Below are 16,975 nucleotides of genomic sequence, written 5' to 3'. Positions count from 1 at the left end.
GGTATTGTGACGGAACCGGCCGGCGCTGTCCGGCCCGAGCGACGGGACGACGCATGTTCGAAAGCCTCGGCGGCAAGCTCGGCGACATCTTCGACAAGCTGCGCAAGCGCGGCGCGCTGTCGGAGTCCGACGTCGGCCTCGCCATGCGCGAGGTGCGCATCGCCCTGCTCGAGGCCGATGTCGCGCTGCCGGTCGTCAAGCAGTTCATCGACAAGGTGCGCGAACGCGCGGTCGGCCAGGAGGTGATCAAGTCGGTCACCCCGGGCCAGCAGGTCATCAAGATCGTCCACGACAACCTGATCGAGATGCTGGGGTCGGAGGCGTCGGGCCTCAACCTGATGGCGGTGCCGCCGGTGCCGGTGCTGATCGTCGGCCTGCAGGGCTCCGGCAAGACCACCAGCACCGCCAAGATCGGCCGCATGCTGCAGAAGGACCAGAAGAAGAAGGTCCTGATGGCCTCGCTGGACGTGCAGCGGCCGGCGGCGCAGGAGCAGCTGCGCGTGCTGGGCGAGCAAGCCGAGGTGGCGACCCTGCCGATCGTGCCGGGCCAGATGCCGGTCGACATCGCGCGGCGCGCGATGACCGCAGGCCGGCTCAACGGCTATGACGTGGTGCTGCTGGACACCGCCGGCCGGCTGTCGATCGACGAGGCGCTGATGGCCGAGGTGGCTGCGGTGCGCGACGCGGTGCAGCCGGTGGAGACCCTGCTGGTCGCCGACGCGATGACCGGCCAGGACGCGGTGGCGACCGCGACCAACTTCAAGAGCCGCATCGGGCTGACCGGCATCGTGCTGACCCGTGTCGACGGCGACGCCCGCGGCGGCGCGGCGCTGTCGATGCGCGCGGTCACCGGCTGTCCGATCAAGCTGATTGGCGTCGGCGAGAAGATCGACGCGCTGGAGCCGTTCCACCCGGAGCGGATCGCCGGCCGCATCCTCGGCATGGGCGACGTGGTCAGCCTGGTCGAGAAGGCGAAGGAGGTCATCGACGAGGCCGAGGCCGAGAAGATGGCGGCCAAGATCCAGAAGGGCCAGTTCGACCTCAACGACCTGCTCAACCAGTTGCGCCAGCTGAAGAAGATGGGCGGCATCGGCGGCCTGATGGGCCTGCTGCCGGGTGTCGCCAAGATCAAGAAGCAGATGGCCGGCGCCAATGTCGACGAGCGGGCGCTGGCCAAGCAGGAGGCGATCATCCTGTCGATGACGGTCGAGGAGCGGACCAAGCCGAAGGTGATCCACGCTTCGCGCAAGCGGCGCATCGCCGCCGGCTCCGGCACCACCGTGCAGGACGTCAACAAGCTGCTGAAGCAGCATGACGAGATGGCCAAGGTGATGAAACGGGTCGGCAAGCTCGGCATGAAGGGCCTGATGCGCGGCGGCCTCGGCAACATGCTCGGCGGCATGGGCGGGCCCGGCGGTCCGGGCGGGCTCGGCGGGCCGGGCGGCGGCCTGCCCCCCGGCTTCGGTCCCGGCGGCCTGCCGCGACGCTGATGAAATTGCACAGACAGACGACAACTCGCGACATTCGGAAGGGAAGCGAACGAACATGGCACTGAAGATCAGACTGGCCCGCGGCGGCGCCAAGAAGCGCCCCTACTACCGTATCGTGGTGGCCGACAGCCGCAGCCCGCGCGACGGCAAGTTCATCGAGAAGGTCGGGACCTACAACCCGATGCTGGAGCGGGACGATGAGAACCGCCTTCGCCTCGACCACGACCGCATCAAGCACTGGCTGGGCAACGGCGCACTGCCGACCGACCGGGTCGCGCGGTTCCTCGGCGACGCTGGGCTGGCGCCGAAGTACGCCATTCCCAGCCAGACCAAGCAGGGCCAGCCGAAGGCGAAGGCGCAGGAGCGCATGAAGATGGCGGCCGAGGCGGCAAAGGCCGCGGCCGAGTCCGCCGCTACGCCGGCCGAGGAGCCCGCGGCCGAGGCCTGACCGGCCGCTGCCGCGCACAGCCGCGACCGGAGCCGCGCCGATGGCCGACACCGACAGCCGAAGCGTCCGCGACGCCGCGCAGGCCTATGTCTGCGTCGGCCAGATCGCGACAGCCCACGGCGTGCGCGGGCTGGTCAAGCTGCGCTCGTTCACGGCCGATCCGGCGGCGATCGCGGACTACGGCCCGTTCTGCGACGAGGCCGGCCAACGGCCGCTCGCGCTCAGGCTGGTCGGCCGGGCCAACGACCACTTTCTCGCCGCCGTCGACGGCGTGGCCGACCGCGACGGCGCGCTGGCGTTGCGCGGCCGCCGGCTGTGCGTGCCGCGTTCGCGGCTGCCGGAACCCGAGGAAGAGGACGAGTTCTATCTGGTCGACCTGGTCGGGCTGGCGGTCGCCAGCGCCGACGGCACGGCCTTCGGCACCATCGTCGGGGTCGAGGACCACGGTGCGGGCGACGTGGTGGAGATCGCGCGGCCCGGCATGCCGTCGGTGACGCTGCCGTTCACGCGGGCCTGTTTCCCGCTCGTCGATGTCGCCGGCGGCCGCGTTGTGATCGCCCCGCCGGCCGGCCTGGACGACGCGCCGGTCGACGCCGCGGCGCGGGGTCGGGCGCATGGCTGAGCGGGCGGGCATGGCGCCCGCGCCGTGGACGGCGCTGGTGTTGACGCTGTTCCCGGGCATGTTCCCGGGTCCGCTGGGTCTTTCGCTGGCCGGCAAGGCGCTGGCGGCGGGGCGCTGGTCCTTGGAAACCATGGACATTCGCGGCTTTGCGGGCGATAAGCACCGCTCGGTCGACGATGTGCCGTTCGGCGGCGGTGCGGGCATGGTGTTGCGGCCCGACGTGGCCGATGCGGCGCTGGATGCGGCGCTGGCGCGCATGCCGGCGGGCTGCCCGGCGCTGTACCTGTCGCCGCGCGGGCGCACCTTCGACCAGGCGATGGCCGACCGACTGGCCGCCGCACCCGGCGTGGTGATGCTGTGCGGCCGGTACGAAGGCCTGGACCAGCGCGTGATCGAGGCGCGCGCGCTGGAGGAAGTCAGCCTCGGCGATTTCGTGCTGTCCGGCGGCGAGCCGGCGGCGCTCGCGATGCTGGATGCCTGCGTCCGCCTGCTGCCGGGCGTGATGGGGGCGGATGCGTCGCACGAGGAGGAGAGCTTTCGCGACGGCCTGCTCGAATACCCGCACTACACCCGGCCGGCGGTGTGGCGGGGGCGGGCGGTGCCGGAGGTGCTGCTGAGCGGCCACCACGCCAACATCGCGGCGTGGCGGCGCGAGCAGGCCGAGCGCGTAACCCAGGCCCGCAGGCCCGACCTGTGGGAAACGAGACGATGCAAGCACGCGTCCGGCGAGACGCGCCAGACGTGAAGGAGTGGTGCCATGAACATGATCGATCAGATCGAGCAGGAAGAGATCGCCTCGCTGACCGCGGGCAAGACCATCCCCGAGTTCAGCCCCGGCGATACGCTGCGGGTCAACGTGAAGGTGATCGAGGGCACGCGCGAGCGTGTGCAGGCGTTCGAGGGCGTGTGTATCGCGCGCCGCAACGCCGGGATCTCTTCGTCGTTCACCGTGCGCAAGATCAGCTACGGCGAGGGCGTGGAGCGCGTGTTCCCGCTGTACAGCCCGCGGCTCGATTCGATTGAGTTGATCCGCAAGGGCAAGGTGCGCCGGGCGAAGCTGTATTACCTGCGCGGCCGCACCGGCAAGGCCGCCCGCATCAGCGAGCGCACCACCGGCCGCGGCAACAACAGCGACTGAGGACGACGGCGCCGCACGGCGCCGGCACCGGGGAAAGGCCGGAGGCGCGTCCGCCGGCCGCTACAGGGTGACCGCGAAGGACCGATGACCAAGCCACGCACGCTGTTCGAGAAGATCTGGGACGGCCACCTGATCGACCGCAATGCCGAAGGCACCTGCCTGATCTACATCGACCGCCATCTGGTCCATGAGGTGACCAGCCCGCAGGCGTTCGAGGGTCTGCGCCAGAACGGCCGCCCGGTGCGCCGCCCCGACGCCACGCTGGCGGTCGCCGACCACAACGTGCCGACCGCCGACCGCGCCAGCGGCATCCGGGAGGAATCGAGCCGGATCCAGGTCGAGACGCTGACCCGGAACTGCGCCGAGTTCGGCGTGCCGTATTTCGGTATGGACGACGTACGCCAGGGCATCGTCCACATCATCGGGCCGGAGCAGGGCTTCACCCAGCCCGGCATGACCATCGTCTGCGGCGACAGCCATACCGCAACCCATGGCGCGTTCGGCGCGCTGGCGTTCGGCATCGGCACCTCCGAGGTCGAGCACGTGCTGGCCACCCAGACCCTGATCCAGCAGCCGGCAAAGACCATGCGCATCACGGTCGACGGCGCCTTGCCGCTGGGCTGCACGGCGAAGGACCTGATCCTCGCCATCATCGCCAAGATCGGCACCGCAGGCGGCACCGGCCATGTGATCGAGTATGCCGGCCAGGCGATCCGCGACCTTTCGATGGAAGGCCGGATGACGGTCTGCAACATGTCGATCGAAGGCGGCGCGCGCGCCGGCCTGATCGCGCCCGACGAGACCACCTTCGACTATCTGAAGGGCCGGCCGATGGCGCCGAAGACGGGCCAGTGGGAGCAGGCGGTCGCCTATTGGAAGACGCTCCCGTCCGACCCGGGTGCCGCCTACGACACCGAGGTCCGCATCGACGTTTCCGACATCGCGCCGCAGGTCACCTGGGGCACCAGCCCGCAGGACGTGGCGCCGATCGACGGCGTGGTACCGGACCCGGCAGCGGCCGCCGACGAGGCCCGCGCCGAGGCGATGCAGCGTGCGCTCGACTACATGGCGCTGACCCCCGGCATGCGCATCGCGGACATCGCCATCGACCGGGTGTTCATCGGATCCTGCACCAACGGCCGGATCGAGGACATCCGCGCGGTGGCGCAGGTGGCCAAGGGGCGCAAGGTCGCCGACGGCGTGCAGGCGATGGTGGTGCCCGGTTCCGGCCTGGTCAAGGAGCAGGCGGAGGCCGAGGGTCTCGATGTCGTGCTGCGCGCGGCCGGCTTCGACTGGCGCGAGCCGGGATGCTCGATGTGTCTGGCGATGAATGCCGACCGGCTGGCGCCGGGCGAGCGTTGCGCCTCGACGTCGAACCGCAACTTCGAGGGCCGGCAGGGCCGGGGCGGGCGCACGCACCTGGTCAGTCCGGCGATGGCGGCCGCGGCGGCGATTGCCGGCCGGCTGGCCGACGTGCGCGCCTTCGCGCAGTAGGTGGGGGGAAGCGATGAGCAAGATGACCGCGACCCGGCTGGCGATCGAGGAGCCGGCGGACGACTTGGGCGCACGGCCCTGGGCGGTGCGCGATGCGCGCGGCTGCCTGCGGCTGGTGGCGCCCTCCGACGGACCGCTCGACTGCGACGGCGACTGGGGGCCGATGGGCGACAACCTGCTGGTGCGCGCGCTGGTCAAGCGCCTGGCCGACGGCTGAGCCCGGCAATGCCGGTGCGGATGGTCCAGCCGATGCCGCTCCGCCGGCCCGGTCCGGCCGATGCCGCAGGGCGCCTCCTCGCCTTGCGCGACGGCACCGGCCGCCTGCGCCGCATAGACCCGGCCGCGAAGCCGCTGCACCTGGACCGGCTGGGCGACGACGACGTCATCCGCGAGCTCGCCCGGTTGATCGCTGCCCGCAAGAAACGCTGAACGGAAGGCCGCCGATGCAACCTTTCACCAGGCTGACCGGGGTCGCTGCGCCCCTGGCGATGGCCAATGTCGACACCGACATGATCATCCCCAAGCAGTTCCTGACCACGATCCAGCGCACCGGCCTGGGCAAGGGGCTGTTCTACGAGCTGCGCACGGACGCCGACGGCAAACCGACCGGCCGTTTCGTGCTCGACAAGCCGCCCTACGACAAGGCGCAGATCCTGGTTGCCGGCGAGAATTTCGGCTGCGGCTCCTCGCGCGAGCATGCGCCTTGGGCACTGCTCGACTTCGGCATCCGCTGCGTGATCGCGCCGAGTTTCGCCGACATCTTCTACAACAACTGCTTCAAGAACGGGGTCCTGCCGATCAAGCTGCCGGCCGATCAGGTCGCCCTGCTGATGGAAGACGCGCGCGATACCGGCAACCCGGAGCTGACCGTCGACCTGGTCGCCCAGACCATCCGGCGTCCGAACGGCCCGCTGATTCCGTTCGAGATGGACCCGTTCCGCAAGCGCTGCCTGCTCGAAGGCCTGGACGACATCGGCCTGACGCTGGAGAAGGGCGCGGCGATCGCGGCGTTCGAATCCCGCGACCGCGGCCAGCACCCGTGGCTGCACGCGGCCGCATCCTGACCGACCTCCGCTCCCCGGCCGTCCCGCCGTTCCACGACCCAATTCGGAAGACAAGATGACCGCAAACAAGAAGCTGCTGGTCCTGCCCGGCGACGGGATCGGCCCGGAGATCGTGCGCGAGACCACCCGGGTGATCGACTGGATGGCGAAGAACCGCTCGGTCTCGTTCGATCTCCAGACCGGCCTGGTCGGCGGTGCCTCGATCGATGCGCACGGCACCCCGCTGACCGACGAAACCATGGCCGACGCCATGGGTGTCGATGCCGTGCTGTTCGGCGCGGTCGGCGGCCCGAAGTGGGAAAAGATCCCGTTCGAGATCCAGCCGGAGCGCGGCCTGCTGCGCCTGCGCAAGGAAATGGGGCTGTTCGCCAACCTTCGCCCGGCGCTGGTCTTCGATGCGCTGGCCGAAGCATCGAGCCTGAAGCCGGAACTGGTTCGCGGGCTGGACATCCTGATCCTGCGCGAGCTGACCGGCGGCGTCTATTTCGGCGAGCCGCGCGGCATCGAGGAACTGCCCGACGGCACCAAGCGCGGCATCAACACCCAGGTCTACACGACGCCGGAGATCGAGCGCATCGCCCGGGTCGGGTTCGAGCTGGCCCGCAAGCGCGACAACCGCGTCACCTCGGTCGAGAAGGCCAATGTGATGGAGAGCGGGCTGCTGTGGCGGCAGACGGTGCAGGCCCTGCACGACGCCGAATATCCGGACGTGGCCCTGAGCCACATGTATGCCGACAACTGCGCGATGCAGCTGGTGCGCCAGCCCAAGCAGTTCGACGTCATCGTGACCGACAACCTGTTCGGCGACATCCTGTCGGACTGCGCGGCGATGCTGACCGGCTCGCTGGGCATGCTGCCGTCGGCCTCGCTCGGCGCGCCGGACGAAAGCGGGCGCCGGCGGGCCCTGTACGAGCCCGTGCACGGCTCCGCGCCGGACATCGCCGGGCAGGGCGCCGCCAACCCGATCGCGATGTTGCTGAGCTATGCGATGGCGCTGCGCTACAGCTTCGACATGGACGAGGACGCCGGCATCCTGGAGCAGGCGATCCGCAACGTGCTCGACACCGGCGTGCGCACCGCCGACATCATGCAGCCCGGCAAGGCACGGGTGTCGACCAAGGTGATGGGCGACACCATCCTGCACGAACTCGACAATCTGGCGCGCTGACGCCAAACCCGTGACGAGGCCCCGTTGTGCCCCGCCCGGCCGTGTGCCTGGCGGCCGGGCGGGGCACGGCCGGCGCCGGCCAAGGTGCTAGAGGCAGGTGCGCCGGCCGAGGCAGTGCAGGCGTCAGTCGCCCGCCGGCTCGCAGGCCGCAAGCATGGGAGCACGCCGGCATTGGGAAACATCCCGCTGCCGCGCCGGGTTCCCCGGTGCGGTCATGAATTCGTCAGTGGCGGCGACGGATTCGGCCGTTGAATGCAATGGTATGCGTGCGGCCAAGCGGTGGGAGTCCTTGTCTAGTCCGGCTCGGGCGCCGCTCCGGTCTTCGGGTCGTCCGGATTTTGTCTTCGCCCGCCTGTCATTGTCGCCAATGTGCGCGGCCGATCATTAAAAAACAAACAACATTGTGAATAGTGTGCTTCGGCGCCTGGCGCCGTCGGTCTGGTTTGCGGGACCGCTCAGTCGGTCGGCGGCGGCGGCGTCGCCGGGCGGGCGCCGGGTCCGGTGCGCGGGCGGGCGCGGCGGCGGCTGTTCGCCGGCTTGGGCACGTTCTCCACGCTGCCGTCGGTGGACAGCAGCACCGCGACGCCGCGCATGCTGGGCACATAGGTGCAGATGATCAGGAAGATCACCGTGATCGGCACGCACAGGAAGGCGCCCGGCACGCCCCACAGCGAGCTCCACAGAATCAGCGAGACCATCACGACCATCGGGCTGAGGTTCAGCGAGCGGCCCATCATCCGCGGCTCGACCACGTTGCCGATGACGATCTGGGTGAACGCCAGCGGGATCAGGGTCAGCAGGAAGGGTTCCCAGTCGCCGAACTGCAGCAGGGTCAGGACCGCCGGGAACATGATGCCGAGCAGCGAGCCGATGGTCGGGATATAGGCCAGCAGGAAGATCAGGAAGCCCCAGAAGGCGGCATAGTCGACACCGACCAGGATCAGCACCGCATAGCTGATCACGCCGGTCAGGGCGCTGGTCACGGTCTTGATCCAGATGTAGGTCTCGATCTCCTTCGAAATCCGCGCCAGCACCGCCCGCACGCTCTGCTCGCGGTCCGGGTTGCGGATGAAGCGGCGCAGCTTGGCGTCGAACACGGTCTGCTCGAACAGCAGGAACAGCACATAGGCCAGCACCAGTCCGGCATCGGCGACGAAGCCGCTGACCGAGCCGGCCAGCGCCGGGATGAACTCGCCCAGGTTCATGCGCGTGACCAGGGAATCGATGGTCGGCACCCGCTCCATGCCGAACCAGCCGGCAAAGCCGGTCAGCAGCCGCTGGATGTTCTGCTCGTAGGTCGGCGCCGATTCGGAGACCAGCGCGACGTTGTTGCTGACCAGGTCGCCGATCAGCACGAAGAACGCGATGATGATCGCGACCGTGATCGCGATGCACAGCGGGAACGGCGGCCGGAACCGGCCGATGCTGATCTTGGCGACGGTGCGGGCGACGCCGTTGATCAGGTACCAGACGATCAGCGCCACCGCGAGCGGGATCAGCAGCGCACGCCCGATCACCAGCAGCGCCACCACCAGCGCGATCACCACCAGCCATGCGGCGACGACGAAGATCGGGCGTTCGGACAGGAAGGCGGGCGGCATCTTGGCTCCGCAGGGTGGCCGGATCGGGCATAATGTCCACGGTCGGCGCGCACCGGCAAGGACGCGGTTGCGCGGCGGCCGCCGATGGCTTACCTCCGCCGGCATGAGCGACGCCGCCACCTTGCTGACGCCGGAAACCAGCGGGCTTCTCGTCATCGACATGCAGGCGCGCCTGCTGCCGGCGCTGCCCGACGCGGCAGCGCTGCTGGATTCGGTCGGGCTGCTGGTCCGCGTCGCCCGCCTGGTCGGCGTGCCGACCGCGGTGACCGAGCATTGTGCCGATCGCATCGGCCGCACGGCCGACACGCTGCTGGCGGAGCTCGGCCACGCCGTATTCGTGGACAAGCACCACTTCGCCGCCACCCGCGCGCCCGGCTTTGCGGCGGTGATGCAGGCCTGGGCGCAGCGGACCACCGTCGTCGCGGGGGCTGAGGCGCATGTCTGCGTCGGCCAGACCGCGCTGGCGCTGCGTGCCGCCGGTCACCGGGTCGCGGTCGCGGTCGATGCGATCGGTGCCCGCCATCCCGAGGACAGGGCGGTAGCGCTCGCGCGCATGCAGGCCGCCGGCGTGACGCCGGTGACGGTGGAGATGCTGGCGACCGAATGGCTGGCCGATGCCGACGACCCCCGGTTCCGCGAGATGCTCGGCTGGATCAAGTACCGCCACGGCCGGCGGCCGATCTAGCAACGGCACCGCAATCCCCGATCGCCATTGCGCAGAGCGATGCAACCGGTGCTATCGTCGCGCGGCACCGTGTGGAGGGGAGCGTCATGACCGAGGAGCAGCGCAACGTCGCCATCGTCAAGGAGCAGTACGACCTGTGGGGCGGCACCAAGGGCGGCAGCATGGAGGATGCGCTGTCGATCCTGGCCGACGACATCCACTGGTGTTCGCTCGGCGACGCCAACCCGGACATTCCCTTCGCGGCCGAGTGCCACAGCAAGGACCAGGTCCGAGCCTATTTCCAGCGGCTGTTCACCGACTGGGAAATGATGCATTTCACCGTCGACGAATTCATTGCCCAGGGCGACCGGGTCGTGGCTCTGGGCCACTGCGCCTTCCGCTCGCGCAAGACCGGCAAGGTCTCCGAAACGCGCAAATGCGATGTCTGGCGGATGAAGGACGGCAAGGCCGTCGCGGTCAGCGAGTTCTTCGATACCGCGACGATCGTGTCCGCCAGCCGCTAGGCCGGCGTCGGGGAAGGGGGCCTATGCCCCGAGGCCACGCGTCACGAAGCGGTTGAGCCGCTCGGCGAACGCGACCGGGTCGGGCACGGTCTCGCCCTCTAGGATGCGGGCCTGGTCGAGCAGCAGGTGCGCCGCCTGGGCGACGTCCTGCGCCTTCGTATCGTCCGACGCCATCGCATTGAGCCGGCCGACGATGGCGTGGTCCGGGTTCAGCTCCAGCACGCGCTTCGACAGGGAATCGAGCTGGCCGTGCTGCTTCAGCAGCCGCTCCAGGTGCATGTTCATCGCGTTCTCGTCCGGCACCAGGCAGACCGGGCTGTCGGTCAACCGGTTCGACCGGCGCACGTCGGCGACCGCGTCGCCGAGCGCGGCCTTGAATGCGGCGATCAGCCGGTCGATTTCCGCCGGCCGGTCCGTCTCCGCCTTCTTCTCCTTTTGCGCGGTCGGCGCGATCGCGTCGAGGTCGGCGCCGGAGCGGGCGGCGGCGGCCAGCGGCTTGTCGCCGTACTTGTCGACCGACTGGGTCCAGAACTCGTCGACCGGGTCGGTCAGCAGCAGCACCTCGATGCCGCGGGCGCGGAATCCCTCCAGCGAAGGGCTGCGCGCCAGCGCCTCCGCGCTCTCGCCGGTGGCGTAATAGATCGCCTTCTGCTCCGGCACCATCCGCGCGACATACTCGTCCAGCGAGACCGGCCCTGCCTTGTCGGCCTCGGTCCGGGTCGTGGCGAAGCGGGTGAGCTTCAGGATCTCGTCGCGCTGGCCGGCGTCCTCGTAGATGCCCTCCTTCAGCACCGGGCCGAAATTCTCCCAGAAGCGGCGATAGGCGGCGGGGTCGGCCTCCGCCTTCCTGGTCAGCTCGGCCAGCACCCGCTTGACCAGGCCGGAGCGGATCTTCGCCAGCACCGGATTGTGCTGCAGCATCTCGCGCGACACGTTCAGCGGCACGTCCGGGCTGTCGACCACGCCGCGCAGGAAGCGCAGCCACGCCGGCGCCAGGCCCTCGCAGTCGTCGGTGATGAACACGCGCTTGACGTAGAGCTTCAGGTGATGCTTGCGCTCGGGCCGGAACAGGTCGAACGGCCGGTTGGCGGGGATGAAGGCCAGCGCGGTCCATTCGATCACGCCCTCGGCCTTGGTGTGCAGGGTCAGCCACGGCTCGTCGAACTGCTGGCCGACATGGCGGTAGAACTCGGTATACTGCTCCTCGGTGATCTCGGCCTTCGGTCGGGTCCACAGCGCCGACGCCCGGTTGACGCTGGTCGGCTCGCCGCCGTCGACGCTGACCGTGACCGGGATGGCGATATGGTCGCCATATTGGCGCACCGTCTCGGTCACCTTGTACTGGTCGAGGAACTCGTCCTCGCCCGCCTTCAGGTGGACGATCACCCGGGTGCCGCGCGCCGGCACCGGCAGCAGCGGCGATTCCACCGCCGGCTCGACCGAGAAGTCGCCCTTGCCGTCCGATGACCAGTGCCAGGCCTGCGCCTCGCCGGCGCGGCGGCTGACCACGTCGACCCGGTCGGCGACCATGAACGCCGAATAGAAGCCGACGCCGAACTGGCCGATCAGCGCGGATTCCTTGGCCTTGTCGGAGCCGAGCCCGGCCAGGAACTCGGCCGTGCCCGACCGCGCGATGGTGCCCAGGTTGGCGACCAGGTCGCCATGGTCCATGCCGATGCCGTTGTCGGCCACCGTCACCGTGCGCGCCTTGCTGTCGACCGCGACCTCGACCCTGTAGTCGCCGTCGGCCGCCAGCTCCGGCCGTGTCAGCGCCTCGAACCGAAGCTTGTCGCAGGCGTCCGACGCGTTGGCGATCAGCTCGCGCAGGAAGATGCGCTTGTCGGAGTAGAGCGAGTGGGCGACGATCTCCAGCAGCCGCGAGACCTCGGCCTGGAATGCGTGGGTTTCCGCCATGGGGGTCGGCTCCTCTTGGTCTTCTGGGCGCGTGAACAGGGTTTCGCCGGGTATATGAGGGGCTGTGAAGCGGGTGGCAAGGGGGCCGTCGGTGCATCGTACGCGTCGCTGCCGCCGCTTTGCCGACCGCCGGGCATGTGCCTGCGACGCAGATGGACATGGCACGCCGCAGCGCGCTATCCATGCCGACGTTGCGCCCGAGTTGGGGCGCGGCCAGTCCCTGCCTCTGCAACCCGTGGCCGGCCGTTCGCGTCGCGTGCGCCTCAACGCCGCCAGCGGGCCGGGCCGCGCACATCGGGAGTTCCGACGATGGGCCGCCTCGGTCCGTTTCTGTGGGTCGCGGCGCTGGCGCTGCCGACCCATGCCGTGCTGGCGCAGGACGAAGCCGTGCTCGACGACCCGGCGGTCGCCGCGTTCGTCGTCAACAACACGATCGGCACGCTCTATCACGAGATCGGCCATGCGTTCGTCGACCTCTACCGGCTGCCGGTGCTCGGCCGCGAGGAGGACGCCGCCGACAGCCTGTCGACCCTGCTGATGCTGGAGGAACAGCCCGACGAGGTGCTGGACCAGATGATGCTCGACGCCTCCGATGTCTACTGGCTCAGCGACGCGGAGTCGCAACAGGGCGGCTATCTGCCGGACTATTCGGACGTCCACGGCCTCGACCTGCAGCGCTACTACGCCATGGTCTGCGTCGTCTACGGCAGCGATCCGGAGCGGTTCCAGGAGCTGGCCGACTATGCCGAGCTCGAGCCCGAACGGCAGGAGTCGTGCTCCTTCGACTACACGCAGGCCTACGATAGCTGGTGGCAGCTGCTGGAGCCGCACCTGCAGGGCAACGAAGAGGCGGCGGGCAGCGTGCAACTGGTATTCGACGAGCCGGCGCCGGAAAACGCCGCGCTGGCCGATCTGGCCCAGGGTTCGGCGGAGCTGGAGCAGACGGTGGCCGACCTAAACGACGTCTTCGCCCTGCCGCAGGACCTGGTGGTCCGCTTCGCCGAATGCGACGAGGAGAATGCCTGGTACGACCCCGCCGACCAGTCGATCACCATGTGCTACCAGATCATGGCGTCGTTCCTGCGGCTGGCCCAGGCCGGGCAGGCGGCGGAGTAGGCAGCGCGCGACGCTGCTGGCACACTTCGCAGGATTGCGATTGCTGGAGCAGGGCCATGGCGCTTTCCGACAAGCAACGCGGCGTCGCCCGCGGCATGGCCGCCGCCGCCGCGGTCACGGCCCTGGTGGTTGCCGGCCTCGCCCTGTGGCAGGCGACGGGTCTGGTCGCTGACGACACGCCCGGCGCCCGCATCGCCTTTGCATTGAGATGGGACATCGCGCCGCTGATCACCCTGATGGCCGCGATCGGCGCGCTCGCCCGGCACCGCTTCTTCACCCCGGCCGACATCGACGGCAGCGGGCTCGGCGCCGGTTCGCAGCGGGCCCATGTGCTGCAGGCGATCCTGCAGAACACGCTGGAGCAGCTGGTGCTCGCCGTCCTTGCCCACCTCGCCTGGGCGGTCGTCGCGCCGGTGGCCTGGATGGCCGTGGTGCCGGCGGCCGCGATCCTGTTCGTTGCGGGCCGGGTGCTGTTCTGGCTCGGCTATGCCCGCGGCGCGCCGGCCCGCGCCTTCGGCTTCGCGCTGACCTTCTATCCGACCGTCGCCGTCATCGTCGCGGCTGCGGTCGTCGCGGTGGCTGGCGGGTAGGCCATGTGCCACCACTATTTTCGCATGGCGCAACGGCGAAGCCGCGCCTCGGACATGGCGCAACCGCATCTGCCCGGCTCGCGGGCCGTTGTCCTTGCATCCGGCCGGCGACCCTGCGATCCATCGCCGCTACCCGCGTGCAAGGAGGAGACACGTCCGCAATGGCCCATCGCCTGCAGAACAGCTATCGCATGAACCGCCTGATCCGCCCCGACCGGGCGGCCCTGATCCTGCCGGTCGACCACGGCGTGGTCTGGGGGCGGGTGCCCGGGCTGGAGAACCCGGTGGCGGTGATGAACCGGTTCATGGACGCGGACATCTCCGGCTTCATGATGACCACCGGCCTGGTGCGCTCGACCGAGGCGGCGCTGGCGCGCCATCCGGCGCTGGCCCGCGTGCTGGCGATCGACGCGTTCTGGCCGACCGGCGCGCCGGAGACCGGCACCGGCATCCTGATCGCCCGGGTCGAGGACGCGGTCCGCCTGGGCGTCGACTGCGTTAAGATGCTGCTGCCGTGGAACGTCGGCGACGCCGAGAAGGTGCGATATTGCGCGCGCATCGCCGCCGTGATCGGCGAGGCGGCGAAATGGGAGATGCCGACCATGGTCGAGCCGGTGCTGCTGGCCGCGCCGCGCACGCCGGCGGTGCTGGCGGCGGAGCTGGAGGTGGCGCGCATCGCCTATGACCTCGGCGCCGACATCATCAAGATCACCTTCCCCGGCGCGGACGGCACCCGCGCGCTGGTCGAGGAGCTGGGCATCCCCATCGTGATCGCCGGCGGCGCGCTGGCCGGCGATGCCGATTCCACCGTCAAGGACGCGGAGGACGCCATCGCCGCCGGCGCACAGGGCCTGGTCGTCGGCCGCAAGGTCTGGCAGCGTCCTCCGGACGAGGCCCTGCGCGTGCTCGCCGCGCTGGCCCGCGCCACCCGCGAGCGCCACCGGCCGATCTGGTAGCGGGCTTGGCTCCGCTCGCCTGCGGCATCGACATCGGCTCCAGCAACCTGAAGGTGGCGCTGGTTTCCGCCGACGGGCGGGTGGCGGCGCTGGAGACGGCCGCGACGCCGCGCATCGCGGTCGACGGCGCGGTCGAGACCGATGCCGCGGCGCTGGTCGATACGCTGGAGCGGATGGTGCTGGCGGCGTGGCGACGCAGCGGCGCGGCGGCGCCGATTGCCGCGCTTGCCACCGGCGGGATCGGCGAGGACGGGGTGGCGGTCGATGCCGGCTTGCGCCCGCTGGGCCACGCCGTGCCCTGGTTCGACCTGCGCGCGGCGGCGGAGGCGGAGGAACTGGCGGCGGCCTTTCCGAATGCCGACGCCGCGACCGGCATCGGCTTCGAGCCGACCCGCACGGCGGCGAAGTGGTTGTGGCTCGCCCGCCATCGCCCGGACGCGCTGCCGCGCGAAGCGACGTGGATCGCGCTGACCGACTTTCCGCTGGTGCGCTGGAGCGGGCGGCCGTTCATGGCCGGCTCGCTGGCGGCGCGCACCGCCTGCTTCGATCTTGCCCGGCAGGCCTGGGTGCCGGCGCTGCTGGCGGCGGCCAGAGCGCCCCGGCTGCCGCCGGTGCTGCGCGCCGGTGCGGCGGTCGGACCGGTGCGGCCGGACTGTCCGCTGGTCGGCGCCGGCGCGCTGCGCCCCGACGCGTTGCTGGTCGCGGGCGGCCACGACCACCCGCTGGCGGCGTCGCTGATCCGGGCGCTGGCATCTGCCGCGATCGCCGATTCCGTCGGCACCGCCGAACTGCTCTATGGCGAGAGCGACCGGCCGCTGGCTCACCGGCCGCCGATCGTGCGGTCGGCGCCGATCGACGGCGATGCCGCCGAGGCCTGCCTCTACGTGCTGCCCTTCGCGCAGCTGCTGGCCGGTTTCGACCCGGCCGCCGTGCGCGCGGCGCTGGCCGTCCCGCCGCCGGTGGATGCCTTCGCCGGCCCGGCCGAGTCCCTCGCCGACGCGCTGCCGCTGGCCGGCCCGATCGCACGGCCATCCGGCGACCGGCCTCAGGCGATCTGGCGTACGCTGGAAGCGGCGGCCTATGCCGTCCGCCTGGTGCTGGCGGATATGGCCCGCATGGGACTGGCCGACGGCCCGCTCTACGCCACCGGCGGCTGGGTCCGTCCGGACCCGCTCGCCGGCATGCGTGCCGCCGCCCTCGGCCGCACGGTCCGCCGCGTGCGGGAGCCCGAGCTGGTTGCGCTGGGCGCCGCCCGGCTGGCGATGCGGGCGCTGGGGCCGGTGAGCGCGCCGCCGGAGGCGCGGCTTGCGGTCGACGTGTTCGCGCCGTCGCCGTCGGCCGCGGCGCTGCACGAAGTACGCTATCGCTCGGCGGCCCCGGCGCTGTCCGCCGCCCTGCACCTGATGGAGGACCCGTGATCGCCCGCATCGACCACATCGTGCTGACCGTGCGCGACATCGAGGCCGCCTGCGCCTTCTATGCCCGCGTGCTGGGCCTGGAACCGGTGACCTTCGGCGCCGACGGCCGCCGGGCGCTGCGCTTCGGGCAGCAGAAGATCAACCTGCAGACACTTGGCATGGAGACCCGCAACCATGCCTGCATCGGCTCCGGCGATCTGTGCCTGGTGACCGACTGGCCGTTGGCGCGGGTCGAGGCGCAGCTGGCCGCGGAGGGCGTGGCGGTGGTCGAAGGGCCGGTCGCGCGCAGCGGCGCGCTGGGGCCGATGACCTCGGTCTATTTCAACGACCCCGACGGCAACCTGATCGAGATCGGCGCCTACGGCTAGGCGCCGGCCTGCCGGTCGGCGGCGCCTCGCGCGTGCCGCAATGCCGCGTCATGCTGTCGGTCCCCGAGGGCGCTTAGGAGCAAAGCGATGGCCCGCAGCGGCATCGACTGGATCGACGCGATCTTCGACTGGTGCGTGACGCTGCTGGTCGAAGCCGCCAGACTGCTCGGGATCACCTACGAGGAGATCAATGTCTGGCTGTTCTGCGTGATCTGGCCGGCACTGACCCTGCTGCTGCTGGCGTGGAACGTCGCGCTGCGCCGCCGGCTTCGGCGGTTGCGCCGTGCCGCCGGCGGCGCGCGCCCGGGCGTGCCCTGACGTCCTCGGGTGCCGGATCGATTGCCGCCGACGCCCGGCCGGCCTATTGCTGATGCGGTGACGATGGCCGTGACCATTCCGC

General features: G+C 70.5%; 20 protein-coding genes. 18 read left to right on the top strand and 2 right to left on the bottom strand.

All coding sequences use genetic code 11. From position 1 onward, the window contains the following. Positions 1–53 precede the first annotated feature (53 nt). The 10 genes from ffh (at position 54) to leuB (ending at position 7,424) form a co-directional block, all read left to right on the top strand. Positions 54–1,490 (top strand): signal recognition particle protein, encoded by a 1,437-nt coding sequence (gene ffh, locus R3F55_20850; protein MEZ5669838.1) that lies wholly within the window; start codon positions 54–56, stop codon positions 1,488–1,490. A gap of 55 nt (positions 1,491–1,545) precedes the next feature. Continuing rightward, positions 1,546–1,938: a 30S ribosomal protein S16 gene (gene rpsP, locus R3F55_20845; GenBank protein ID MEZ5669837.1), complete on the top strand. Its 393-nt coding sequence runs from the start codon at positions 1,546–1,548 to the stop codon at positions 1,936–1,938. Between the two features lie 40 nt (positions 1,939–1,978). Next, on the top strand, positions 1,979–2,560 hold the full coding sequence (gene rimM / locus R3F55_20840) for a ribosome maturation factor RimM (protein ID MEZ5669836.1): 582 nt from the start codon (positions 1,979–1,981) through the stop codon (positions 2,558–2,560). Beyond that, positions 2,553–3,305 carry a tRNA (guanosine(37)-N1)-methyltransferase TrmD gene (gene trmD / locus R3F55_20835; GenBank protein ID MEZ5669835.1) on the top strand — a complete coding sequence of 251 codons (753 nt, stop codon included), beginning with the start codon at positions 2,553–2,555 and terminating at the stop codon, positions 3,303–3,305. Before rimM ends, trmD begins: the two co-directional genes overlap by 8 nt. 12 nt (positions 3,306–3,317) lie before the next feature. After that, on the top strand, positions 3,318–3,698 hold the full coding sequence (rplS, locus tag R3F55_20830; protein MEZ5669834.1) for a 50S ribosomal protein L19: 381 nt from the start codon (positions 3,318–3,320) through the stop codon (positions 3,696–3,698). Between the two features lie 84 nt (positions 3,699–3,782). After that, a complete protein-coding gene (gene leuC / locus R3F55_20825) occupies positions 3,783–5,192 on the top strand; it encodes a 3-isopropylmalate dehydratase large subunit (protein ID MEZ5669833.1) in 1,410 nt (469 codons plus the stop codon). Between the two features lie 13 nt (positions 5,193–5,205). Next, positions 5,206–5,409, top strand: coding sequence for a hypothetical protein (locus R3F55_20820; GenBank protein ID MEZ5669832.1), 204 nt, complete (start codon positions 5,206–5,208; stop codon positions 5,407–5,409). 8 nt (positions 5,410–5,417) lie between these two features. Continuing rightward, entirely contained in the window at positions 5,418–5,621 is a 204-nt protein-coding gene (locus R3F55_20815) for a hypothetical protein (protein ID MEZ5669831.1), read from the top strand. 14 nt (positions 5,622–5,635) lie between these two features. Further along, positions 5,636–6,256, top strand: coding sequence for a 3-isopropylmalate dehydratase small subunit (gene leuD, locus R3F55_20810; GenBank protein MEZ5669830.1), 621 nt, complete (start codon positions 5,636–5,638; stop codon positions 6,254–6,256). Positions 6,257–6,311: 55 nt separating this feature from the next. Then, positions 6,312–7,424 carry a 3-isopropylmalate dehydrogenase gene (gene leuB, locus R3F55_20805; protein ID MEZ5669829.1) on the top strand — a complete coding sequence of 371 codons (1,113 nt, stop codon included), beginning with the start codon at positions 6,312–6,314 and terminating at the stop codon, positions 7,422–7,424. Between the two features lie 455 nt (positions 7,425–7,879). Here leuB and R3F55_20800 read toward each other — a convergent pair whose 3' ends face one another. Then, positions 7,880–9,025: an AI-2E family transporter gene (locus R3F55_20800; protein ID MEZ5669828.1), complete on the bottom strand. Its 1,146-nt coding sequence runs from the start codon at positions 9,023–9,025 to the stop codon at positions 7,880–7,882. Positions 9,026–9,128: 103 nt separating this feature from the next. On the opposite strand from R3F55_20800, the gene R3F55_20795 reads away from it, so the two are divergent. Further along, positions 9,129–9,710, top strand: a complete 582-nt coding sequence (locus R3F55_20795) for an isochorismatase family protein (GenBank protein MEZ5669827.1) — start codon at positions 9,129–9,131, stop codon at positions 9,708–9,710. Positions 9,711–9,796: 86 nt separating this feature from the next. After that, on the top strand, positions 9,797–10,213 hold the full coding sequence (locus R3F55_20790; GenBank protein MEZ5669826.1) for a nuclear transport factor 2 family protein: 417 nt from the start codon (positions 9,797–9,799) through the stop codon (positions 10,211–10,213). A 21-nt stretch (positions 10,214–10,234) separates the two neighbouring features. Here the strand turns inward: R3F55_20790 and htpG are convergent, their stop codons facing one another. After that, a complete protein-coding gene (gene htpG, locus R3F55_20785; protein ID MEZ5669825.1) occupies positions 10,235–12,127 on the bottom strand; it encodes a molecular chaperone HtpG in 1,893 nt (630 codons plus the stop codon). A 309-nt stretch (positions 12,128–12,436) separates the two neighbouring features. Here htpG and R3F55_20780 point away from each other — a divergent pair, with 309 nt between their 5' ends. The 6 genes from R3F55_20780 to R3F55_20755 all read left to right on the top strand — a co-directional run bounded on the left by R3F55_20780 (position 12,437) and on the right by R3F55_20755 (position 16,893). After that, the gene (locus tag R3F55_20780) at positions 12,437–13,243 is read left to right on the top strand and encodes a DUF4344 domain-containing metallopeptidase (protein ID MEZ5669824.1); all 807 of its coding nucleotides are present in this window, start codon (positions 12,437–12,439) and stop codon (positions 13,241–13,243) included. A 56-nt stretch (positions 13,244–13,299) separates the two neighbouring features. Then, a complete protein-coding gene (locus tag R3F55_20775) occupies positions 13,300–13,833 on the top strand; it encodes an MAPEG family protein (protein ID MEZ5669823.1) in 534 nt (177 codons plus the stop codon). Between the two features lie 161 nt (positions 13,834–13,994). Then, complete coding sequence (locus R3F55_20770; GenBank protein ID MEZ5669822.1) at positions 13,995–14,789, top strand: deoxyribose-phosphate aldolase; 795 nt, start codon at positions 13,995–13,997, stop codon at positions 14,787–14,789. 5 nt (positions 14,790–14,794) lie between these two features. Next, complete coding sequence (locus R3F55_20765) at positions 14,795–16,207, top strand: FGGY family carbohydrate kinase (protein MEZ5669821.1); 1,413 nt, start codon at positions 14,795–14,797, stop codon at positions 16,205–16,207. After that, complete coding sequence (locus R3F55_20760; GenBank protein ID MEZ5669820.1) at positions 16,204–16,575, top strand: VOC family protein; 372 nt, start codon at positions 16,204–16,206, stop codon at positions 16,573–16,575. Before R3F55_20765 ends, R3F55_20760 begins: the two co-directional genes overlap by 4 nt. Before the next feature lie 87 nt (positions 16,576–16,662). After that, positions 16,663–16,893: a hypothetical protein gene (locus R3F55_20755; protein ID MEZ5669819.1), complete on the top strand. Its 231-nt coding sequence runs from the start codon at positions 16,663–16,665 to the stop codon at positions 16,891–16,893. Positions 16,894–16,975: the final 82 nt, after the last annotated feature.

This window comes from Alphaproteobacteria bacterium, from assembly GCA_041396705.1.
Classification (GTDB): Bacteria; Pseudomonadota; Alphaproteobacteria; order CALKHQ01; family CALKHQ01; genus CALKHQ01.
The sequence above is the reverse complement of the archived record's forward strand: the minus strand, read 5'-3'. Positions and strand labels throughout refer to the sequence as shown.